Annotated in this window: 17 protein-coding genes; 7 read left to right on the plus strand and 10 right to left on the minus strand. The window is 53.2% G+C overall.

The features are described from left to right. Positions 1–335 precede the first annotated feature (335 nt). Positions 336–2,072, minus strand: a complete 1,737-nt coding sequence (locus ACQ0PY_RS08260; RefSeq protein WP_195619836.1) for an AIPR family protein — start codon at positions 2,070–2,072, stop codon at positions 336–338. A 428-nt stretch (positions 2,073–2,500) separates the two neighbouring features. Between ACQ0PY_RS08260 and mntR the strand changes: the two genes are divergently transcribed. Together mntR and ACQ0PY_RS08270 are read left to right on the plus strand one after the other, a co-directional pair. Beyond that, complete coding sequence (mntR, locus tag ACQ0PY_RS08265) at positions 2,501–2,974, plus strand: manganese-binding transcriptional regulator MntR (RefSeq protein WP_043001268.1); 474 nt, start codon at positions 2,501–2,503, stop codon at positions 2,972–2,974. Next, on the plus strand, positions 2,971–4,080 hold the full coding sequence (locus ACQ0PY_RS08270; protein ID WP_099433402.1) for an anion transporter: 1,110 nt from the start codon (positions 2,971–2,973) through the stop codon (positions 4,078–4,080). The genes mntR and ACQ0PY_RS08270 overlap by 4 nt, the downstream gene beginning before the upstream one ends. A 65-nt stretch (positions 4,081–4,145) precedes the next feature. On the opposite strand, the gene ldtB is transcribed toward ACQ0PY_RS08270, so the two are convergent. After that, positions 4,146–5,066, minus strand: coding sequence for a L,D-transpeptidase (ldtB, locus tag ACQ0PY_RS08275; RefSeq protein WP_061070346.1), 921 nt, complete (start codon positions 5,064–5,066; stop codon positions 4,146–4,148). Between the two features lie 217 nt (positions 5,067–5,283). Here ldtB and ACQ0PY_RS08280 point away from each other — a divergent pair, with 217 nt between their 5' ends. After that, positions 5,284–6,879: an ABC-F family ATPase gene (locus ACQ0PY_RS08280; protein ID WP_044256415.1), complete on the plus strand. Its 1,596-nt coding sequence runs from the start codon at positions 5,284–5,286 to the stop codon at positions 6,877–6,879. A gap of 182 nt (positions 6,880–7,061) precedes the next feature. Here the strand turns inward: ACQ0PY_RS08280 and ACQ0PY_RS08285 are convergent, their stop codons facing one another. Continuing rightward, complete coding sequence (locus ACQ0PY_RS08285; protein ID WP_150547006.1) at positions 7,062–9,425, minus strand: glycoside hydrolase family 31 protein; 2,364 nt, start codon at positions 9,423–9,425, stop codon at positions 7,062–7,064. A gap of 17 nt (positions 9,426–9,442) precedes the next feature. Then, positions 9,443–10,744, minus strand: coding sequence for an MFS transporter (locus tag ACQ0PY_RS08290; RefSeq protein ID WP_109740041.1), 1,302 nt, complete (start codon positions 10,742–10,744; stop codon positions 9,443–9,445). A gap of 285 nt (positions 10,745–11,029) precedes the next feature. Between ACQ0PY_RS08290 and ACQ0PY_RS08295 the strand changes: the two genes are divergently transcribed. After that, positions 11,030–12,103 (plus strand): LacI family DNA-binding transcriptional regulator, encoded by a 1,074-nt coding sequence (locus ACQ0PY_RS08295; RefSeq protein WP_043001263.1) that lies wholly within the window; start codon positions 11,030–11,032, stop codon positions 12,101–12,103. On the opposite strand, the gene ACQ0PY_RS08300 is transcribed toward ACQ0PY_RS08295, so the two are convergent. The 4 genes from ACQ0PY_RS08300 to ACQ0PY_RS08315 form a co-directional block, all read right to left on the minus strand. Beyond that, positions 12,100–13,362: a DUF1479 domain-containing protein gene (locus tag ACQ0PY_RS08300; protein WP_109740042.1), complete on the minus strand. Its 1,263-nt coding sequence runs from the start codon at positions 13,360–13,362 to the stop codon at positions 12,100–12,102. The two genes, ACQ0PY_RS08295 and ACQ0PY_RS08300, sit on opposite strands and share 4 nt — an antisense overlap. 148 nt (positions 13,363–13,510) lie before the next feature. Next, positions 13,511–14,326, minus strand: coding sequence for a Cof-type HAD-IIB family hydrolase (locus ACQ0PY_RS08305; RefSeq protein ID WP_109740043.1), 816 nt, complete (start codon positions 14,324–14,326; stop codon positions 13,511–13,513). Positions 14,327–14,472: 146 nt separating this feature from the next. Further along, entirely contained in the window at positions 14,473–16,905 is a 2,433-nt protein-coding gene (locus ACQ0PY_RS08310; RefSeq protein ID WP_109740044.1) for a glycyl radical protein, read from the minus strand. A gap of 4 nt (positions 16,906–16,909) precedes the next feature. Continuing rightward, entirely contained in the window at positions 16,910–17,809 is a 900-nt protein-coding gene (locus tag ACQ0PY_RS08315; RefSeq protein ID WP_044264234.1) for a glycyl-radical enzyme activating protein, read from the minus strand. Positions 17,810–17,940: 131 nt separating this feature from the next. Between ACQ0PY_RS08315 and fsa the strand changes: the two genes are divergently transcribed. Next, positions 17,941–18,603, plus strand: a complete 663-nt coding sequence (gene fsa, locus ACQ0PY_RS08320; protein WP_043001258.1) for a fructose-6-phosphate aldolase — start codon at positions 17,941–17,943, stop codon at positions 18,601–18,603. Positions 18,604–18,691: 88 nt separating this feature from the next. Here fsa and moeB read toward each other — a convergent pair whose 3' ends face one another. After that, complete coding sequence (gene moeB / locus ACQ0PY_RS08325) at positions 18,692–19,450, minus strand: molybdopterin-synthase adenylyltransferase MoeB (protein WP_054177088.1); 759 nt, start codon at positions 19,448–19,450, stop codon at positions 18,692–18,694. Beyond that, positions 19,450–20,685 (minus strand): molybdopterin molybdotransferase MoeA, encoded by a 1,236-nt coding sequence (gene moeA, locus ACQ0PY_RS08330; RefSeq protein ID WP_109740788.1) that lies wholly within the window; start codon positions 20,683–20,685, stop codon positions 19,450–19,452. The genes moeB and moeA overlap by 1 nt, the downstream gene beginning before the upstream one ends. Before the next feature lie 184 nt (positions 20,686–20,869). Here moeA and iaaA point away from each other — a divergent pair, with 184 nt between their 5' ends. Continuing rightward, positions 20,870–21,835, plus strand: coding sequence for a beta-aspartyl-peptidase (gene iaaA / locus ACQ0PY_RS08335; RefSeq protein ID WP_150547005.1), 966 nt, complete (start codon positions 20,870–20,872; stop codon positions 21,833–21,835). Continuing rightward, positions 21,822–23,693, plus strand: a complete 1,872-nt coding sequence (gene gsiA, locus ACQ0PY_RS08340; protein WP_109740047.1) for a glutathione ABC transporter ATP-binding protein GsiA — start codon at positions 21,822–21,824, stop codon at positions 23,691–23,693. Before iaaA ends, gsiA begins: the two co-directional genes overlap by 14 nt. The last annotated feature ends 5 nt before the right edge of the window (positions 23,694–23,698 follow it).

Below are 23,698 nucleotides of genomic sequence, written 5' to 3' on the forward strand. Positions count from 1 at the left end.
CAAACCAGAGCGCCAGACCGCGCCACCGCTGGCGGATTTGCGGAAAACCGAAACTGAAAAGATTGAAAAAGATTTCAGCATTTTTCAGTTTATTAGATCATTTTAGAATGGATGTTTTTAGTATCATATTGATAAATAAGCTTATTATTTATTTTTGTTTGAAATTTTGGATCTTAATTGATTGCTATGATCAGCACGTTAACGAACATGTCCCCAGTGCATATAAGGGTTGCGAGAGATTTTTGGAGATTCAAAAACTGAAAATTATTCACATTAAGCTTTTTGTTAAATTGTGCACCCCCTTATATAGAGGGTGCTTATAATTTATTCCATGCTTACATGCTAAAAAGAGCGTAAATCTCTTTTAGTTTCTGCTGGTTTTCAAAGAAGCGAGGCATATGACTTGAAGAGTAATGCTTGTCAATATGGGTAGTAATAGTATCAAAAGCATCATCCAGTGTCGGAATGAAATTAGGTAGGGAAGTCAAAGCTATAACTGAGGATGAATTTAAAATATTAGGGTGTTTATTCATTGCAATGGAAATTAAAACATAGCGGCCATGTATTACAATCTTTTGTTCTCTTTTAACAGTGCATGTTTTTTCTAAATGCAACAAATGATTTAAGCATTCTCTGTAAACATTTACTGCATTTATAACTTTGACGCTTGTGATGCTCGGATTAAACACGCTTTTATATAATGGGCCTGTTAGACTTTCGAAAAAACGGCCTCTGTTGGACTTCAAGTTTGCAATGTTTCTTAATGAGAAGTTACAGCAAACTAAAGCATTAAGTGCATCATCCATGTCAATAATATATGGTGATGGATTCGCTTGGGGAGTGTCGCTTCTTTTTATCTCATACTGATATGGATGTTCAAAGGAAATTGATTTTCTTAGTTCAAGTTGTATTGGGTCTTTGGATGCAAAATCCCTGGATGTAACTTTATTCTGATTGTTATTCGCTATGGTAATGTCTAATGAAATATCATCTACATCATCATCTGTAGCATCATCACTATTATTAATTAAAGACTTTATAAATCGGCATGATATTTTTACCTTGCTCAGAATATCATCTGTTGCATCACCAGACTGATAAGCCTTGCCAATAGTGCTTATAGTTTGAGCGCCGTTAATTACACTCATGTTTTTAAAATCGAATCCGCCTGATTCTCTTCTGTTTATATTATTACGTCTTCTTGGCGCATAAGAATCAACAAGAATGGTAATGCCATTGTTAAAATAATAGAAAAGCTCTGGACGGTTTATTAATGTATCTCTTATTGCCTGGTTTACTTCCGAAACATCTCCAAGCCCACCCCTGATATTTTTCTCAAATAGTCTATCACCATAATTTTCCCACCAGTGTGCAACTATGTCACCAGTGACAATACCATGAACTGCAGGTAAAGGATGGTCGCTTAGCCCATATTGTAAAACCTCAACATCATCCATATCTATTTTGATTGAATTTGGATTGCTGATGAAGTCTCTAAGATCATCCAAATTTAGAATCGATATGGTGGTTGCATCTGGACCAATATCATAATTAAGCTCTTTTCTGTTTTGTTCAATAATAGTTTGAACATCATGGCTTAATTGATTTCCTCCACTATAAGAAAATGTAAAAATATATTTATATGAAGCATCATAGGCATTATCTAAGTCACTTTCTGAACGGCGGAATCTGGCATTAAATAAATCATATTTTTCTAAAAGGATTTCTTTACAGGAATTTAGAAAATCATTTATGTCGCTTCGCCCAATTGATCCATTTCCACTTGAGTCAAACTTTGATTGAACAACTGTGACAGTTCTCTTATCATGATTAACATAGATTGCATCAACACCATGGTCATCACTTCCGTCACAAACGCTATCAGCGCACATCTCATTATCTAATTCTGTATTATGATATTTTATAGATAACGCAGCAATGCATCTTGACATAAGATTATATTCTCTGTCGGTCGCTTTACTACCAACATTGCTCATATCAATATGCGATGAATAGTTTTTGGTAAGATATCTTTTTAAAGCATGTATTGCTATTTCTCTACTTGAGCTCATATAAATATTCCCTCTCCTGAGATTTAACTTTTCCTACAAAAATATAGCAGGGTTAATGAGTGGTATGTAAATTAATCAAAATCGATTTTAGTTTACTTCCTTTTTAAAGAGCAAAATACCTATCAAATTTCAGTGTTGGAACTTAGAAATTTATTAAAGTTAACTTTTGGGCCGCAATAGATTAAATCTGCGACTTTAAAAAAACAAGCACATTGTAGAAGCATTAGTTTTAGTGCGACACTTGTGCGACATTTAATGATTTTGTTTTGTTGTATTGTATTGATTTTATTGTATAAAAAATATATTAAACTAGTTATATTATATAGCTATTGCTAAAACGTTAATTTTTTGTGCCTGGGCAACTCTGGTTTACAATGGACGCTCTCCAATTAGATGCTGTTAACGCGTCACAGGAATGAGGAAGCAGAATGAGTCGTCGCGCAGGTATGCCAACAACAAAAAAAGTGACGCAGTTAGTGAACGTTGAAGAACACGTCGAAGGGTTTCGTCAGGTGAGAGAGGCACATCGGCGTGAGCTGATTGACGACTATGTTGAGTTGATTTCTGATCTGATTATCGAAGTCGGTGAAGCGCGTCAGGTGGATATGGCGGCCCGGCTCGGGGTGTCCCAACCCACGGTGGCGAAGATGCTCAAACGCCTGGCCTCGGTGGGATTGATCGAAATGATCCCCTGGCGCGGCGTTTTCTTAACCCCGGAAGGGGAGAAGCTGGCGCAGGAAAGCCGTGAGCGCCATCAGATCGTGGAGAACTTCCTGCTGGTGCTGGGGGTGAGCGCTGAGATAGCCCGTCGCGATGCTGAGGGGATGGAGCATCATGTCAGTCAGGAGACGCTGGACGCATTCCGGCTGTTTACCGAACAACACGGAACTTCCGTTGAATGAACCTGCCTTTATTGCGGGCGTTGAAACGCGACCGTTTTTTTCAGCTATTGATTGTCGTTGGCGTGGCGTTGAGTCTGTGGGTGCCGTTCACGCCACGGACGTGGCCTGGCGCTATTGACTGGCACACCATTATCATCCTGAGCGGCCTGATGTTGCTGACTAAAGGCGTGGAGCTTAGCGGCTATTTCGATGTGCTGGGACGTAAAATGACCCGCCGCTTTGCGACTGAGCGCCGTCTGGCGATGTTCATGGTGCTGGCAGCGGCGCTGCTTTCCACTTTTCTGACCAACGACGTCGCGCTTTTTATCGTTGTGCCGCTGACCATTACGCTGAAGAAGCTGTGTGCGATACCGGTCAACCGGCTGATTATTTTTGAAGCGCTGGCCGTGAATGCTGGCTCGCTGTTAACGCCCATCGGCAACCCACAAAACATTTTGCTGTGGGGGCGTTCTGGTCTCTCATTTTTTGCCTTTATCAGCCAGATGGCGCCGCTTGCCGTTGCGATGATGGTGACGCTGCTGGTCGTGTGCTGGTTCTGCTTCCCTAATAAGCCGCTGTCGTACCACACCGGCACGCATGCGCCGCAATGGCAGCCGCGACTGGTATGGGGGTGTCTGGGGCTGTACCTCGTTTTTCTGACGGCGCTGGAGTTCAAACAAGAGCTGGTAGGGCTGGTGATTGTCGCGCTGGGGTTTCTGTTACTGGCGCGGCGTGTGGTGTTGAGCGTTGACTGGACGCTGTTGCTGGTGTTTATGGCGATGTTTATTGATGTTCATCTACTGACGCAACTGCCGGCATTGCAGGGAACGTTAAGTCACGTCGGCTCGCTGTCTGAACCCGGCCTGTGGCTGACGGCAATTGGTCTGTCGCAGTTTATCAGCAATGTTCCCGGCACCATCTTACTGCTGAATTACGTGCCTCCGACCGTGCTGCTGGCATGGGCGGTCAACGTCGGTGGATTTGGTTTGTTGCCGGGATCGCTGGCGAATTTGATTGCGCTACGGATGGCAAACGACCGACGCATCTGGTGGCGCTTTCATCTCTATTCACTGCCGATGCTGGTGTGGGCGGCGTTGGTGGGGTATGGGCTGTTACTGCTGAGATAATCCCAAATAAAATCAACAAAAAAGGGCGGAAAAATTATCCGCCCTTTATATTGTCCAGATTCGTATCAATTCAGACGAACAGGCATCCCTGAACGGTTCTGAATCGCTTGCTCTACCACGTTCTGGTCAACATCGGCCTGATTGGTGATGTTCTGAATGCTCTTCGACAGGGTAATCGGTACGATTTCGCCGCCTTCAAACTGCGCTTCAGTCGTCGACAGTGGGTTGTGAACTTCGATGTAACGGCTGCCATCAGGCTCAGTGGTTGCTTTTACCGGCTCATCGATAAACTGTACGCGCGTGCCAACAGGCACATTCTGGAACAGGAATTTGATGTCTTCGTTACGCAGACGCACGCAACCGTGGCTCACGCGCAGGCCGATACCGAAGTTGGCGTTGGTGCCGTGAATGGCGTACAGACGCCCAATGTATAGCGCGTACAGACCCATCGGGTTATCCGGACCTGCCGGAACAACGGCAGGCAGCGGTTCACCTGCGGCACGATATTCAGCGTGCATTTTCGCGGTTGGCGTCCAGGTCGGACCGGCTTTCTTACGTTCTACTTTGGTGGTCCAGTTGATAGGCGTGTCTTTACCTAACTGACCAATACCGATAGGCAGGACGATCACCGTATTGGTGCCTTTCGGGTAGTAGTACAGACGCATTTCCGCGCTGTTAATCACGATACCTTCGTGCACGGTGTCCGGCAGAATCAACTGCTGCGGAATATTCAACACGGTGCCGCCTTTTGGCAGGAAGGTATCCACGCCCGGGTTGGCTTCCAGCATGTTGGAAAGTCCCATCTGGTATTCCGCAGCAAAATATTCCAGCGGCTGCGTGTTACCTTCCGGGATGGTGATAACCTGATTCTGACCAATGACGCGACTACCATCCGTTGGCAGGGGATAAGTGACAGCGGATGCGGTATTGCAAAAGCCGACGACCGCGAGTGCTGCCGCGAAAAACGTTGTTAATTTCATATTCATGTTATGCGAGATTCATTGCCTGGCAGGCTGTTGGGTTGAGAATTCTGTAGTGTTGGGAGCGCATTATATGTGCATTCCTGTTAACAGGGAATTCAGATGTGTACGAAATCACATTTTTTTCCTGTTACCCCAGTGTAGTCGTTTGCGACGAGGCGCGATCTTATTTCAGACTTGTGGCATAATACGCGGTTTGTCACATATTCTTTAGGATACGTCCGTGTTAGTTTCCAGCAACGTCACCATGCAGTTCGGCAGTAAGCCGCTGTTCGAAAACATTTCCGTCAAATTTGGCGGCGGCAACCGTTACGGCCTGATTGGCGCCAACGGTAGCGGTAAATCCACCTTTATGAAAATTCTCGGCGGCGACCTTGAGCCGACGCTGGGTAACGTTTCTCTCGATCCCAACGAGCGTATCGGTAAGCTGCGCCAGGATCAGTTTGCTTTTGAAGAGTTCACGGTGCTCGATACGGTGATCATGGGCCACGGTGAACTGTGGGAAGTGAAGCAGGAGCGCGATCGTATCTACGCCTTGCCGGAGATGAGCGAAGAGGATGGCTACAAGGTGGCCGATCTGGAAGTGAAATACGGCGAAATGGACGGTTACTCGGCTGAAGCGCGCGCCGGTGAACTGCTGCTTGGCGTTGGTATTCCGGTAGAGCAGCACTACGGTCCGATGAGCGAAGTCGCTCCTGGCTGGAAGCTGCGTGTACTGCTGGCCCAGGCGCTGTTTTCCAATCCGGATATTCTGCTGCTCGACGAACCGACCAACAACCTGGACATCGATACCATTCGCTGGCTGGAGCAGGTGCTGAACGAACGTGACAGCACCATGATCATCATTTCGCACGACCGTCACTTCCTGAACATGGTGTGCACGCACATGGCGGATCTCGATTACGGCGAACTGCGAATTTATCCGGGGAACTACGACGAATATATGACCGCCGCGACGCAGGCGCGCGAACGTCTGCTGGCGGATAACGCCAAGAAAAAAGCGCAGATTGCCGACCTGCAATCCTTCGTCAGCCGTTTTAGCGCCAACGCCTCTAAATCTCGTCAGGCGACGTCTCGTGCCCGTCAGATTGATAAAATAAAACTCGATGAAGTGAAGGCATCCAGCCGTCAGAACCCGTTTATCCGCTTCGAGCAGGACAAGAAACTGTTCCGTAACGCGCTGGAAGTGGAAGCGATCAGCAAAGGTTTTGATAACGGTCCGCTGTTTAAAGGCGTGAACCTGCTGCTGGAAGTCGGTGAGAAACTGGCGGTACTGGGGACCAACGGCGTGGGTAAATCGACGCTGCTGAAAACGCTGGTGGGCGATCTGGACGCCGACAGCGGTACCGTGAAATGGTCGGAGAACGCGCGCATTGGTTATTACGCGCAGGATCACGAATATGAATTCGAAAACGATCTGACGGTCTTCGACTGGATGAGTCAGTGGAAGCAGGAAGGCGATGACGAACAGGCGGTGCGCAGCATCCTTGGTCGTCTGCTGTTCAGCCAGGACGACATCAAAAAGCCAGCTAAGGTGCTGTCGGGTGGTGAAAAGGGTCGCATGCTGTTCGGTAAATTGATGATGCAGAAACCAAACATTCTGGTCATGGATGAACCGACTAACCACCTCGATATGGAATCCATCGAATCGCTGAACATGGCGCTGGAGATGTATCAGGGTACCCTGATCTTCGTTTCTCACGACCGTGAATTTGTGAGCTCGCTGGCGACCCGCGTGCTGGAAATCACCCCAGAGCGCGTGGTGGACTTCAGCGGCAACTACGAAGACTACCTGCGCAGTAAAGGGATCGACAACTAATTTCCCGTCGTCTTTCACGCTGCAGATGCGTTGGCTTCACCTGTTCACCCCGGTCACTTACTTATGTAAGCTCCCGGGGATTCACAGGTTTGCCGCCTTCCTGCAGCGCGAAATACTTAGGGAAAGGAGGCGTGCTCCTGTTCCCTCTCCCCTGTAGGAGAGGGCTAGGGTATCAGTCAGTACTACACCACCCATTCACTCTCTTCAACGCCATTCACCAACAGCGTGCGTCTTTCGCCTGCCGGTAACGACACCTTCAGGGCTTTCCACGCCGGACGATAATCCCCGCGGGCGTTCACCTTCAGGTTAATGGTTGCGCCGTCGCATTGCATTTCCCACTCTACCCACAGCGCATTGCCGTGCTGATATCCCCATGACTCGCCGTCATCTTCAAACAGCAGACCAGAGGTCGTTCCGACACCGTTGACCGGGTATAGCATCAGTTCCCGGGTATCGTCTTTTTCGGCACTGACATGGGTAATGCGCTCGCTTAACGGCAGACCCGCCCCGGCGCGTACCAGCAGCGGCAGTTTTTCCAGCGGCGCATCACGGGTGATCCACTGACCGCCAGAGAACCACTCGTGAGTGTAAAAATCGTACCAGCCGGTTTCGTTATCCGGCAGCCAGACGCGGCGCTCGCGCTGACCCGCTTCTACCACGCTTGCCACCAGCAGGTCGCGGCCTAGCAGGAAGTCATCGCATTCTTCAAAGGTCTGCGCGTCATGCTCATGGTCGAGGAACGTCGGACGTAGCATCGGTTCGTCATCGGCATGCGCCTGCCAGAGCAGGGTGTAGAGATAGGGCAGCAGCCGATAACGCAGCGCTATCGCGCTGCGAATGGCTGGCGTCACGCCCGGATACATCCATGGCTCGTTCACCGTATGATCGTCATTCCACGAGTGAATGGTAAAGCGTGGATGCATCACCCCATTCTGTACCCATCTTACGAACAGTTCGGCGTCGGGTTTATCGCCAGAGAATCCGCCGACATCGTGACCGACGTTGAACAGCCCGGAAAGACTCATTCCCAGCCCCATGCGGGTGTTATAACGCAGAGTATCCCAACTGGTGCGGTTATCGCCGCTCCAGGTCTGAACGTAACGTTGCATCCCGGCGCAACCCGAGCGGGAAATCAGATACGGTCGCTTATCCGGGGCAAAACGTTGTTGCGCTTCCAGCGAGGCGCGCATCATCAGTAACGGCATCACCGGGCGAATGTGTTTGATGGCAATTTCCTTGCCAAAGCCGTAACAGCGCGCTTCGCCGTCCCACACTTCGAACTCGTTGTTATCGTTCCAGGTGGAGTCGATGCCCATCTCCAGCAGTTGCGTCGTCACACCGTTCTGCCACCACTGAATGGTCTGCGGGTTGGTAAAGTCGAGGTGCGATCCTTCGTCATCCCAGAAGCTGGAACGTTCCGGTGAATCGGTTTCTGAATCACGAATAAACAGGCCGCTTTCCGCGACGTCGTTATAGCGAGGATGATCCTGCAACAGACAGGGCTTGATGTTGGCAGCAAGCTTCAGCCCGGCATCGTGGAATGCCTGACTCATCACTTTAGGTTGCGGCACTTTGTCGTAGTTCCAGTTAAAGACATAGCGCTTACCGTTAATTGAGGTATATCCCGACGAGAGCTGGAACGAGTCGCACGGAATCGCGTGTTCTTCACACAGTCGGATAAAGTTCATGAGCTGGTTTTGCGCGTCCGGCGCGTCGGTATAGTGCATCGTGGAACCGCTGTAGCCCAGACTCCACTTCGGCCCAAACAGCGTTTTCCCGGTCAGGCGCACAAAAGCTTTAGTGACGTCCAGGACCCGTTTGCCGGTAAACAGGTAGTAATCAATATCGCCTGCTTCCGCCTGCCAGCGGCGATAAGCGGTGTGATAATTATCGATCTCGTTCCCCAAATCCAGCCAGCAACTGCTCAGGTTGTCGTAAAACAGGCCGTAGCTCACGTCGTCGCGGCGGGTGAGTGTGAACGGGATGTGTTTGTACAGCGGGTCGGTGCTCACGGCGTTGTAACCCATCGCATCCAGATTACGCATTTCATAGCGCTTACCGTTACGCTGTAGATCGCCGGCTTTTTCACCCAGGCCGTAGAAACGTTCGTCTTTACGGCGGCTCAGGTAATGTGCGACACCATCGCCGTGGGCGTTGATCAGATAGGCGCTGGTGGCGCGATCGTTGACCAGCGACTGCCAGGCGCCGGCATCGTTACGATATTCCCACTCCAGCCACAGTGGTTGATGGACGGTGACGCGCAGTTGGTGGGTCGACACCGTCACGCTATCGTCCTGCTGTGAAAGCGTCCAGTCCGGGCAACTGAAACCGCTGATGTCGTCGCGGTGCCGACCTTCCCACGGTACGTCTTTTTCAGGCGCGATGCTCCAGGTTCGGTCCAGCGCCAGTTCACCTTTGCGTTTGATCAGCACACGGAAGAGATTTTCTTCCAGTACGTAAAGACACAGACGGTGCTGTTTATCCACCACCAGTTCAAGGTGAGTGGCCGATTGTTTATCAAGGGTCCAGTTTTTCAGGGTTTTCATATGCAATACATCCACGATCAGGCGCGCTTGGCGCGACGTTCAGCAATAAATGCCACCAGGAAAACAGCGCCAATCAGGTCAAAGAAACCCATGGCAATGAAGAGGGGGTTAAAGCCGATTTTGTCAGCCGTAACACCAATCAAAAGAGAGAACAGGAAGCTGGCGATCCACGCCGCCGAACCGCGCATACCGTTAACGGTGGCCATCTGACCTTTATCAAACGACTCGACAACGAGCGCACTCAGCATGCAGGAGATGATCTGATGTCCGAAGCCGCCAATAGAGATCAGGACAATGGTGATATACGGGTCGCGGGTAATGGCCACAATGGCCAGAGAGATCATCAGGAACGCGCCCGTCACGGAGCTGGCGACGACCGAGTTAACGCGGGAGCAGCCGAACCAGCGGGTATACAGACGCGTCAGGTAGCCACTCGCCACGCTGCCGAGATCGGCGGCCAGGAACGGTAGCCAGGCAAACATCGCGATCTGCTTCAGATCCATACCGTGTTCTTTGGCGAGATACAGCGGCACCCAGAAGCTCAGTACGGCCCAGGCCGGCTCCGCCATAAAAGCCGGGATGGCGATACCATAGAATCGTTTGTTTTTTGAGACGGTTTTTAACGCTGTCAGGAAAGGCAGCTTGACGGCTGGTGGTTCGTTATCCTGCTTAATAAAGTCCAGTTCATCTTTACTCAGATTCGGATGCTGTTCCGGGTTGTGATAGAACGCCCACCACAGGACGACCCACACTAGCGCCAGCACACCGGTAAACATAAACGCACCCTGCCAGCCAAACGAGGCGTGCGCGAAGTAGATGATAGGCGGCGCGAGCATCGCGCCAATCGAGAAACCCACGCCAGCCCAGCCGGCAGCGACGGGACGCTCTGATTTCGGAAACCATTCGCCGATTGTTTTCGCGTTGGCCGGGGTGGCGGCCGCTTCTGAAGCCCCCATAAAAAAGCGCAGAATCGCAAGGTACAACCAACTTCCTGCACCGGCATGAAAAATACACATGAGCGCCCAGATGCCAGCGCAAACCATGAAGCCAATTTTCAAACCAATCACGTCGATCAGCCATCCGCATAACGGCTGGAAAATGGTGTAGGCAATCTGAAATGCGCCGACAATCCACGAATATTGCTCGGTTGTGATGCCCAGGTTCTCTTTCAGTTCCGGTGCCAGAATGCCTAATGAATTTCGGGTGATGTAGTTAACGGTGACGCCGAGTAAAAAAAGTACCAGCACATACCAGCGCAGATTTTTTATGACGCGACGGGGCTTGCTTGTCGCAACCGTATTGTTGATGTCCTGACTCATTTTCTGTCTCCACAAGACGGACGGTAGGGGGATGAATGTTTAAAATGTCATACGGTTATCGCTTTAGTTTTTATTGCGTTAAGCGATGAAGTTGCTATACAACTAGTATGGAAGCTGTATGACAAATTCACCTTAAGGGAGAAAATGGGCGACCAATAGCAGAATTTGTGCAAGCTTTCTCATCAATGCACGCAGTCATCTGTCAATATTCATTTGAAGCCAGTCAGAGCTTCAATTTCAGGTCGTGAAAATTTTTTCATGAGGCAAGTGGAGCAAGATCACAAAATGGATAAAAGGTTAAAAATCAGGGAAATTGCCGCCCGAACGCAGCTCTCGATCAGCACCGTTTCGCGTGTGCTGGCGGGTAAGTCCAACACCAGCGACAACGCCCGGCGTCTCGTGCTGGAATGCGCACGTGAACTGGGTGTGATGGAGGGGATGGCGGCAGGACGTCTGCTACTCAATAGCCTGATGATCTTTGCGCCACAGCGGGCATTTGATGAGCGGTCCGACATCTTTTATTACCGTGTGATCCAGAGTGTGAATAAAGGACTGGCTTCGCACGAAGTCCGGTTGCGCTACTGCGCTCTTGAGGAACATGACAGTGATGCGCAATTGTTTCTGGCGCGAATGAACGAACCGGATACGCATGCCGCTATTTTGCTGGGGATCGACGATCCGCATATTCATGATTTAGCCGTTGATGTCGGAAAACCGTGCCTGTTGATTAACTGTCGCGATCGGCTCATGCGTCTTCCCGTGGTGGCACCCGATCATCGGGCGATTGGTGAACGAGCGGCGGGCTATCTGTTTGAAATGGGGCATCGTGAGGTGATGAACGTTCTCTGCCTGCGCCGATACACAATGGAGCTGCGCTTAGCAGGGATCCGCGATGCGTGGCGGTCACATAACATGAAGTTCACTGACGACCGCGATCTGCTGGTCGCCACAAATTTTAGCGCCAGAGAGACAGAACAACTGGTCAGTGAATGGATCAGCGAGAGAAAAGGGCAAGATTTACCCACCGCCTTTTTAGTCGGGGGAGATTTTATGGCGGCAGGGGTCATCAGCGCGCTGCAAAAACGGGGATTACGTGTCCCTCAGGATATCTCAGTGATGAGTATCGATGGTTTTAATCTGGCGTCGATTCAGGATGTCCCCTTAACAGCAGTTCATGTTCCTCGGGATGAGTTGGGGACAGAGGCGGTGTATATGCTCCAGCAACGTCTGGTGCGCCCGGAGGCGCCAGTCAGTTCGTTGTTACTCAATGGTACGCTTGCGGTACGGGAGTCGGTCCGGCGGATACGTCAGGGGAAACGACGCACCGCCGTTGAACAGGAAGGTCTGTATGACCGTTAACTCATCCCCAGCGCGCGCTTGCCGTGGATATTCAAATCCGCCAGCGTGAAGCGGCCTTCCCAGTCTGTTTCGTAATCCTCTCGCGGGAAATCGCCCGGTGACGCGCCTTTCTCCAGCGCGGCCTTCACGCTGTGCGCATAGGCCAGATTTTTCTCGCACAGCGGGGCGGCGGGAATATACATCACATTGCCCCAGCCCTGCTGATTGTCGACCGGCGCCACGGAGTGAATCACATCGCAATGCCACCAGACGGAATCGCCTGCTTCCAGTGGCGGAATACTGGTAAGCGCCTCAATCAACAAAGGATGCCATTGTTCGGATATCGGCAGTACCCGCCCTGGCGCCACGCCACACAGTTCATCTTCCGGAACATCATCGAGCAAAGGACGTAAAAGCACATAGGCCATGGCTTCCGGAATGGGGACGACATGCAGTAAACCCTGACCGGGCAACATATCCGACAGTGCGGTCCAGCCCTGGAAGGTGCGAAATACTGAACATTTGGTGGTGTTGTCCACCGTATACTCTTCCACTTCCGTACGATGGGCGGCCTGCCACGGATCGTATTCCGCCAGCTTGCCGTTAAACACATTCGCGAAGACGCGCTGATAGGCCGGCAGCAGCCAGCGTTCCAGCGCGCCGGAATCGGTGTGCGCGCCCAGCCCTTTTGACGTGGTTCCCGGTGGACGGCGACGGATCCTGTCTGGGTAGATCACGCTGACATCCGGGTTAAACCACTGCTTGCCCTCGTTTTCAAAGGTCCACAGACGGTTGAGGAACGACTGCACGTTAGCCATCTCTTCACTCTGTCTGGCCTGCATTTGCGCCTGCGACCAGTAGATCGGATAAATCTCCGGACGCGAAGCGGTGAGGGTGCCAAAGAAGTTATCGCCGGGGCCTTTGTACACCTCGTCAAAATGGTTTCTGTCCAGATAGTCCAGCATCGACTGATCCCAGGCCAGCGCCTGCTCACGTGGGAAGTGACCTTTGATGACCGCACAGCCGCGACGTTTGATCTGTTCGCGCTGCTGCGCCGTGACGGTGCCAGCGTTGATATCGGCATACGATAGCTCAGGCCACACCGGGGCGCCCTGCGTGTTAAGTGCGTTGATTTCCGCCACGCGGGTGGCAATGGTATCGCTAATCTGGCTGAAGATCTGTTGGACGTCGCCGAGCTGCGCCCGCAGTTCCTGCTTCATCTGACGGATCGCCGCTTTATGGTCGACCGGTAATGTGTCGCTTGTGAAGGAAAAAGCCATAACCACCTCGCATAACTTTCATTCGAAACTGATTTATCTTACGGGTGATAATATAGGTTATAAAAAAGTTAATGCAAGTTTAAAATGTTGAGGTGGCAAACAGGGGGGAAGAAAATAAAACCGGAACAGGGTGTTCCGGTTATTGCCGTCACACGTTGAAAGGGGCGGTGTTATCCAGCAAGGCCTGAATCACGTTCAGCGCGCCGTCATGGTTATTGTCATCCGTCTGAAAGCGGGCGATTGCTTTGATACTGTCGGTGGCATTCGCCATAGCGAAAGCGTAGTGCGCCATTTTCAGCATTTCTGCATCATTGCCGCTGTCGCCAATCGCCACGACTTCTTTTGGTGAAAGGTTCCACCGTTTCAGCAATCGGCTGATACCATTCGCTTTGTGCAGCCCCGGAATGATCAGATCGATAAAGCCGAAACCGCTGGTCACGGGTTTCATAATGCCGTCCAGCGCCGTGTGCAGGTGGTCGATAACCAACGGGATCTGCTGGTCTGGCAGATTCAGCGAGAACTTAAACAGCACGTCGTCGATGTCATGGTAGTCCTTCACCGGCTTCAGGCGGTGGTAGTGCTTCGACATCAGTGCGACAAAGGGTTCCGGCGCGTTTTCACTGACGTACGCGCTTTGCAGACCGCAGGCCACAAAGTTGAGCTGTTTATCTTTCAGCAATTCGCCCATCACAACCTGAGATTCGTGACGCGTGAGTTCGCCGTGAAAAAGCTGTTTGCCATGCTCAAACACCAGCGCGCCGTTTTCGGCAACGAAAGAGATCTCGTCTTTGAGTTCGGGGAAGAAAGAGATGAGCTGGTAATACTGATTGCCGCTGGCGACGACGAATTCAATGTTGCGTTTTTTTAGCTCATGGTACTGCGCCATAAATCGTGCGTGATCGTACTTTTTGGCGTCATTGAGAAAAGTACCGTCCATATCGGTGACGATAACTTTAACGGTCATATAAAGCTCCTGGCTCAAAACTGCGACCAGAAACATTTTAATAACAATGTGACCTAAAGCACAAATTTATTTCGAATGAAAGCGGTGAAGAGGGACGAGTAGGCCGGATAAGACGCTTTGTGTCGCCATCCGGCCTACGGGGAGAATTACAGCATATGTTCGGTACGGGCGATGATATCGTCCTGCGCGTCCGGTGAAAGTGCAGTGAAGAAGGCGGAATAACCGGCTACACGGACCACCAGATCACGGTACTGATCAGGATGTTTTTTCGCCTCCAGCAAGGTTTCGCGCGACACGATGTTGTACTGAATGTGCCAGCCTTTGTGCTCTTCAAAGAAGGTGCGCAGCAGGATCATCAGTTTCTGCTTGTCGGATTCATTTTCCAGCGTTGCCGGGTTCAGCTTCTGGTTTAACAGTACACCGCCCAGAATCGAACCGGTAGGCAGTTTACCGACCGAGCCAATCACCGCCGTTGGACCCAGATGGTCAGTACCGGACGCCGGGCTTGCCCCTTCGGCCAGCGGAGTATGGGCTTTACGCCCATCTGGTGTGGCCATAGTCGCTGCGCCGAACGGCACGTTTGCCGAGATAGACGAGGTGCCCGCGTAATAATTGCCGCCGACCGGACCACGTCCGTAGCGTGGGTTATGGTACTGCTTCAGTTCATCAATATAGGTCTGGTAAGCGCGAGCCAGCAGGGTGTCGACCGTGTCATCATCGTTGCCATACTTCGGCGCGCCGTTGATTAAACGCTGACGCAACTGCTCATGAGTCAGGCCGTCAAAATCATCCGCCAGCGCGGCCGCAAGCTGTTGCTGACCGATGGCCCCCTGTTCAAAGACCAGTTTTTTCACCGCGGCCAGGCTGTTGCCGAGGTTGGCGATACCCACCTGCAAGCCGGATACCCAGTCATACTTCGCCCCACCTTGTTTAATGCTCTTCGCCCGTTCGATGCAGTCATCCACCAGTGCCGAGCAGAGAATATCGTGCACGTTCTCTTCAAGCATGGTGTCGACCACATACTCAATCTCAATCGATTTACGCGTGTAGTAGCGGATTTGCGCATCCCATGCGGCCATCACCTCATCGAAATTGTTGAAGTTACCGGCGGAAAGCGCTTTTTCCTGCGGCAGGAAGACTTTCCCGCTGGTGGCGTCACGACCGCCTTCCAGCGCAGCGAGCATCACGCGGGCAAAGTTGATAAAGCTCATGCCGGTGCAGCGGTAGCCCCACTTGCCGCCGACCGCGGTTTCGATACAGCCGATCGCTGCGTAATCGTAGGCGTCCTGCGGCTCAATTCCGAGTTTGATAAATTCCGGGATGACAATTTCATCGTTGTTAAATGCTGGCATCCCAAAGCCACAGCGGATCACCTGCACGCAGGCGTCGAGGAAGTCATTGCTCATCCCGGCGTGATAACGCACGCTGAGGTTAGGCTGAGTGGAGCGCAGACGACCGCACGATTCAAGGATCGCGTAAGAGAGCGGATTGACCGCATCCATCGATTGACCGTTAACCAGGCTTTGTCCGCCAATGGTGACGTTCTGATAGAGGGGGCTGCCTGCAGAGGCTTTAGAGTGCGATCCGGAACGGATTTTGTTCACTTCCAGCAGCTTAAGCCAGCAGCTGTGCAGCAATTCAATGGCGTGTTCGCGGTCCAGCGACTGGTTCAGCTCCACGTCACGGCGGTAGTACGGATAAAGATACTGGTCCATACGCCCGAACGACACCGAATGACCATTGGACTCAATTTGCAGAATCAACTGGATGAAGTAGCACAGTTGCAGCGCCTGCCAGAAAGTTTGCGGCGGCTGGTGGGCGATCAGATCGCAGTTTTCTGCTATCGCCAGGAGTTCGTTACGACGGCTGATACGCGTCTCTTCACTCGCCATTTTACGTGCCAGTTCGGCGAAGCGGGCGATGTGGTCACTGACGGCAACCAGCACAATATCAATGGCTTTCAGAAACTGCTCGCCATGCAGATCCTCGAGAACAGTCAGGTTAATACGAGAACGGCGCTCTGCGACTTTTTCCCGCAGGCCGTCAATGCCTTTTTCCAGCAGAAGCGGGAAGTTCACCGCCAGGTGTGCGTCACCGGAGGTCATGTTGCCTTCAGCTTTGATAATACCGGTTTCCAGCAACCCTTTTTGCTCATCAGTAAACATGCCGTAGCAGCGGTCCTGAACGGTCTGACCGCGCCACCACGGGCACACGGCATGCAGTACGCGCTTGTTCTCTTCACTGACCGCAAAACCAGCCCCTGGTCTGTCCGCCAGGTCGTCGATTTCTTTTTCAATCCATGACACGGTGTATTCCGGGAAGATCGGCGCGGCGCGGACTTCGCTTGCCTGGTTACCGATGATCAGCTCGTCGTGTTTGATCCAGATGGTTCGTTGTGCCAGATGATGTGCCAGCGCCAGCGCGCGGCGTACCGGAATCGGCTTGTCCAGATGCTGCTGGTACATTTCAGTGTAATGCTGCGCGCGTTCGGTACAGACCGGTGGTTTGACGATATGCACCAGCGCGGTTTTGTGCGCTTTGATACGGTCGCTGAGCGTATCCAGTTTCAGTTGGGTCATGGGTTTATCCTCGTAAAGTCGCGGTCAAACCTTTCGTGCAGGCGTACTGCTGCGCAAAGGCGAGCAGATCGGGTGCATCCAGCGGCTTATCCGGCGCGTGGTAGGGTTGGTTGAGCAAGTGGTATTTATTGATGCCCAGCGTGTGGTAGGGCAAAAAGTGGATCTCGCTGACGTGCAGTTCGTCGGCGGCAAAATCGGTAATCGCTTTAATGGCCTCTTCATCCGCGTTAAACCCCTGAACCAGCGGAACGCGGATGATGATTTTTTTCCCGGCAGCGGCGAGCTTTTTCAGGTTTTCCAGCACGCGTGATGCGCTGCCATCCGTCCATTGCTTAAACGGCGCGTCGGCAACGTGTTTCAAATCTGCAAGGAACAGATCGATCCAGGGCAATGAAGGTTCAATGTATTTCCACGGCACATGCAGACAGGTTTCAACTGCGGTATGAATGCCCGCTTCGTGACTGGCTTTAAACAGCGACGCGGCCAGCTCTGGCTGCATAAACGGTTCGCCGCCCGAAAGCGTAATACCGCCGCCGCTGCGGTCATAAAAAGGTTTATCGCGCAGAACGGTGGTCATTATTTCATCCACGCTTTTCACCTCGCCGCAGACGGTCAATGCCTGAGTGGGGCAACAATCGGTCAGGCGGGTAAGATGCGCGTCAGTGAGTTTTTCGCGATGGATAAGGAGGCCATTCAGCGCGCGTTCGATGACGCCCGGCGCCGCCTTTACGCAAAGCTCGCAGCCTTCGAGGCACAAACGTGCATCAAACAGCAGATCCTGCGTGCGCGCCCGGCTTTCCGGATTCTGACACCAGCGACAGCCCAGAGAGCATCCTTTAAGGAACACCACGGTGCGGATACCGGGGCCATCGTGTGTAGAATAGCGCTGAATATTGAAAATCATAAACGGCCTCATTTGTTTCGTATAAAGATTAAATAACTTTCGAATGAAAGTTATGTTGACGTGCGTCAACTAACAGAAAGGTTTTGCCGTGGTATCTTTCATTTATGCTAACGAGTCGTTGAGGAATGATTATGGAACTTTATCTGGATACGTCCGATGTTGACGCGGTGAAAGCGCTGGCGCGAGTTTTCCCGCTGGCGGGCGTGACCACCAACCCCAGTATTGTGGCGGCGGGGAAAAAACCGCTGGATGTCTTATTGCCACAATTGCATGAAGCGATGGGAGGACAGGGGCGTCTGTTCGCTCAGGTGATGGCGACAACGGCACAAGGGATGGTGAGCGATGCGCGCAAACTGCGTGGGATCATTGCTGATATCGTGGTGAAAGTGCCGGTCACGGCGGAAGGTCTGGCGGCGATCAAACTGCTGAAAGAGGAAGGCATTCCGACGCTGGGAACGGCGGTGTACGGGGCGGCGCAGGGGCTGCTGTCGGCGCTGGCGGGGGCGGAGTATGTTGCGCCTTACGTGAATCGTGTCGATGCGCAGGGCGGCGATGGCATTCAGACCGTCAACGATTTGCAGAATTTACTGACGATGCATGCGCCGCATGCCAAAGTGCTGGCCGCCAGTTTCAAAACACCGCGTCAGGCGCTGGATTGTCTGCTGGCGGGTTGTGAATCCATCACCTTACCGCTGGACGTTGCCCAGCAGCTGATTAGCTCTCCGGCTGTTGATGCGGCGGTGGCGAAGTTTGAACACGACTGGCAGAGTGCCTTTGGGCGCACGTCGCTGTAAATTGTAGGTCGGATAAGGCAACGTCGTCATCCGGCAATTCGCGCCATCATTGCCTGATGGCGCTACGCCTTATCAGGCCGGAATCTACTCAGGATGATGCTTCCCCACACACCTCGCAGCCCGGATTACGCATCAGCTTCATTTCGCGGAACTGGCAGGTCATGGCATCGTACATGACGATTTTCCCTGACGCGGGCTGACCATACTGCGCCAGCAGCTTTATCGCCTCCATTGCCTGTAACGACCCTATCACCCCAATCAGCGGCGCCATCACTCCGGCTTCCACGCAGGTCAATGCATTTTCACCAAACAGACGGCTCAGACAGCGATAGCAGGGCTCACCTTCTTTGTAGGTAAAGACAGTGATCTGTCCTTCCATGCGGATCGCCGCGCCAGAAATCAGCGGGACTTTTGCCGCATAACAACCCGCATTGAGCTGGTTACGAATCGCGACGTTATCGGTGCAGTCCAGCACCAGATCGTGTTCGGCGATGAGTGCCCGAAGGGCGGTCTCATCCAGCAGCGCATTAATCGGGGTAATCGCGACGTGCGGATTAATTCGTCTTAGCGCGGCATGCGCCGACTCCACTTTCGGCTGGTTGAGGGTCGCATCGCTGTGCAGCGTCTGGCGCTGCAGATTTGACAGCGACACGGTGTCGAAATCGAGCAGCGTCAGGTGGCCGACGCCAGCGCTCGCCAGATACTGCGAGGACGCACAGCCCAGCCCACCGAGGCCCACCACCAGTACTCTGGCTTCCTTCAGCGCTTCCTGTCCGTCAAAGTCAAAGCCGCGCAGAATGATCTGCCGGTTGTAGCGCAGCATCTCCTGATCGCTGAGTTCTGCCATCACAGGCCTCCGAACAGCGCGTTGAAGGGTTCGACTTCCACCCATTCACCCACTTCGACGTTACCACGATCGCGCTCCAGCACAATGAAGCAGTTGCCCTGACTGAAGGAACTAAAAATATGTGAACCCTGATGGCCTGTGGTACTTACTTCCAGTTCACCGTTAGCGGTGCGCTGCAGCATACCTCGCTGGAAATCGAGACGTCCCGGCGTTTTCTTCAGTCGCGAAGCGGTACGGACGCGCTGGCGCGCGGGTAATCCGCTGGCCGTATTGCCGCTCAGTTTCGCCAGCAGCGGCTGAACCAACTGGTAGAAAGTCAGCGCCGCTGAGACCGGGTTGCCCGGCAGACCGCAGAACCAGCTGTTGCGCAGTTTGCCAAAGGCGAACGGTTTGCCCGGCTTGATTGCCAGTTTCCAGAAAGCGATTTCGCCCAGCTCTTCAAGAATGGTTTTTGTGTAATCCGCTTCACCGACCGATACGCCGCCGGAGCTAATCACCACATCCGCCTGACTGTCGGCTTCGATAAACGCCGTGCGCAGGGCGTGCGGATCATCGCGGATGATGCCTAAATTGATTACGTCGCAACCCAACTGTTGCAGCATCAGGTGCACCGTCAGGCGGTTAGTATCATAAATCTGACCTTCGCCGAGTGGTTGACCGGGCAGTTGCAGTTCATCTCCCGTCGAGAACAGCGCAACGCGCACTTTACGCACCACCTGGATGTCGGCAATGCCGAGCGAGGCCAGTACCGGCAGTTCGCCTGTGGTAAGACGTGTACCGGCAGGGAAAACCACTGCGTTTTGCCCGATGTCTTCGCCACGACGGCGGATATTTTGCCCGGCGCGAACGTCGGCGGTAAAACGCACGCCGTTGTCTGTCTGTTCAGTCTGCTCTTGCATCACTACCGCGTCACATCCCGGCGGTACTGGCGCACCGGTCATAATGCGAATACAGCTGCCCGCAGGCCATTCTCCCTGGAACGGCTGACCGGCGAACGCTTTGCCAGCGACCGGCAGCGGATGTCCGTTGGCGAGATCGGCCAGACGTACCGCGTAACCGTCCATCGCCGAATTATCGAAGCCCGGGACGTCCAACGGCGAAACCACGTCAGTCGCCAGAATTCTGCCAAAGCACTGCACCAGCGGTAACGTCTCGACGGCGGTGAGCGGGGTAACACGCGACAACATTTCGGTAAGCGCCGTTTCCAGCGGCATCAGTCCGGCGGTAAATTCCATGAAAACACTCCTGCGGGGCAAAATCGAATCCGTCTATTATGTCAGAAAATGCGAGGGGACTGTATGCCACCTCGGACTTAGGAAGGGTGTGAATGCTTTACATGCTAATCGCATCTTTCTATAGTCAAAAATCGAATCAATAACTCTACAGAATTCTGATATTTGTAGAAGACGGACGGCAAATATGGGCAAAGCAGTCATTGCAATTCACGGCGGTGCAGGGGCGATTACCCGCGCGCAGATGAGCCAGGAGCAGGAATTACGCTATATCCAGGCGCTTTCCGACATTGTCGACGTCGGGCAAAAGATGCTGGAAGCGGGAGAAAGCGCGCTGGATGTGGTCACTGAAGCCGTGCGACTGCTTGAAGAGTGTCCGCTGTTTAATGCCGGGATCGGCGCGGTGTATACCCGTGATGAGACCCATGAACTGGATGCCTGCATCATGGATGGCAATACCCTGAAAGCCGGCGCGGTGGCGGGCGTCAGCCATCTGCGTAACCCGATCCTTGCTGCCAGACTGGTGATGGAGCGTAGCCCGCATGTCATGATGATTGGCGCAGGCGCTGAAAAATTCGCGACCGGAGAAGGGATGGCGCTGGTGTCTGCGGATCTCTTTTCGACGCCTGAACGTTATCAACAACTGCAGGTCGCGCGCTCAAGCGGCGAAACCGTGCTGGATCACAGCGGCGCGCCGCTGGACGAAGGCAAAAAAATGGGCACCGTGGGCGCGGTAGCGCTGGATGTGCATGGCAATCTGGCGGCAGCGACCTCGACCGGAGGCATGACCAACAAATTACCGGGCCGCGTCGGCGACAGTCCGCTTGTTGGGGCGGGCTGTTATGCCAATAATGCCAGTGTGGCGGTCTCCTGCACCGGTACCGGCGAAGTGTTTATCCGCGCGCTGGCGGCTTACGATATTGCGGCGTTGATGGATTACGGCGGGCTGAGCTTATCGGAGGCCTGCGAGCGGGTAGTGATGGAGAAGTTACCGGCACTCGGCGGGAGCGGCGGGCTGATCGCCATCGATCATGAGGGGAATGTGGCCTTGCCGTTTAATTGCGAAGGCATGTATCGCGCCTGGGGTTATGCCGGGGATACACCAACGACCGGGATTTACCGGGAAAAAGGGGACACCGTTGCCACACAGTGATGCGCTTGATGCCAGCGACGTGCTGGCCGTCAGCAATCTGAATATAGCCTTTCAACAGGACCAGCAGCGTACTGAGGCGGTGCGGAACCTGTCGTTTCGTCTCAGGCGCGGCGAGACGCTGGCGATTGTCGGTGAATCCGGTTCAGGAAAATCGGTCACCGCGCTGTCGCTGATGCGACTGATTGAACAGTCTGGTGGTGAGGTGCAGTGCGAGCAGATGCTGCTGCGTCGTCGGAACCGCGAGGTGATTGAGCTGGGCGAACAGAGTACGTCGCAGCTTCAGCGGGTCCGTGGCGCCGATATCGCCATGATCTTTCAGGAGCCGATGACATCGCTCAATCCGGTGTTTACCGTGGGTGAGCAGATAGCCGAGTCCATTCGCCTGCATCAGGGGGCGGGACGGGAAGAGGCGATGGCGGAGGCGAAGAGGATGCTCGATCAGGTTCGCATTCCGGAGGCGAAAGCGATCCTTTCACGCTATCCCCATCAGCTATCCGGCGGCATGCGCCAGCGGGTAATGATTGCGATGGCGCTCTCGTGTCGCCCGGCGGTGCTGATTGCCGATGAACCGACAACCGCGCTGGACGTCACGATTCAGGCGCAAATCCTGCAACTGATCAAAGTCCTGCAACGAGAGATGTCGATGGGAGTGATTTTCATCACTCACGATATGGGCGTGGTCGCGGATGTCGCCGATCGTGTACTGGTGATGTATCAGGGCGAAGGGGTGGAGACCGGCACTGTGGAACAGATCTTCCGCGCGCCACAGCATCCTTACACGCAGTCATTATTAGCGGCGGTACCGCAACTTGGCGCGATGAAAGGTCTCCCTTATCCGCGCCGCTTCCCGTTGATCTCTTTGAGCGAGCCGGAAAAGCGTGAGCGGCCCGTCGATCAAAATACGGTGGTCGAGGGAGAGCCCATTTTGCAGGTACGCAATCTGGTGACTCGTTTCCCGTTACGTAGCGGTATCCTTAATCGGGTGACCCGCGAAGTGCATGCGGTGGAAAATGTCAGCTTTGATCTCTGGCCTGGCGAGACGCTGTCGCTGGTCGGTGAGTCAGGCTGTGGCAAATCCACCACCGGACGTGCGCTACTGCGCCTGGTGGAGTCGCAGTCCGGCGAGATTATTTTCAACGGTCAGCGAATCGATACGTTGTCCGACAGTCAATTGCAGCCATTGCGTCGCGATATTCAGTTTATTTTTCAGGATCCGTACGCCTCACTCGACCCGCGACAAACCGTGGGTTATTCGATCATGGAGCCACTGCGCGTCCACGGGTTGTTGCAGGGGAAGGCGGCGGCCGATCGGGTGGCGTGGCTGCTGGAGCGTGTCGGGTTGAAACCTGAACATGCGTGGCGTTACCCGCATGAGTTTTCCGGCGGACAGCGCCAGCGGATCTGTATTGCCCGCGCGCTGGCGCTCAATCCAAAAGTGATTATTGCCGATGAGTCGGTCTCCGCGCTGGATGTGTCGATTCGCGGGCAAATTATCAACCTGCTGCTCGACTTGCAGCGAGAGCTGGGGATCGCCTGGCTGTTCATCTCGCATGATATGGCCGTCGTTGAACGGATCAGCCACCGCGTGGCGGTGATGCATATGGGGCAGATTGTTGAGATCGGCCCACGCGCTGCGCTGTTTGAAGATCCTCAGCATCCGTATACCCGCAAGCTCATGGCGGCGGTTCCGGTTGCCGACCCCGGACATCACCGCCCGCAGCGGGTGCTGCTGTCGAACGATCTGCCCAGCAACATTTACCGGCGCGGCGAAGCGCCTGCACCGGTTTCATTGCAGTTAGTCGGGCCCGGACATTATGTCGCGCGTCCACAACAAGAAAATGCGCTATTGCGTTTATAACAATC

The sequence above is a fragment of the Citrobacter sp. LST-B2 genome (genome assembly GCF_057983045.1).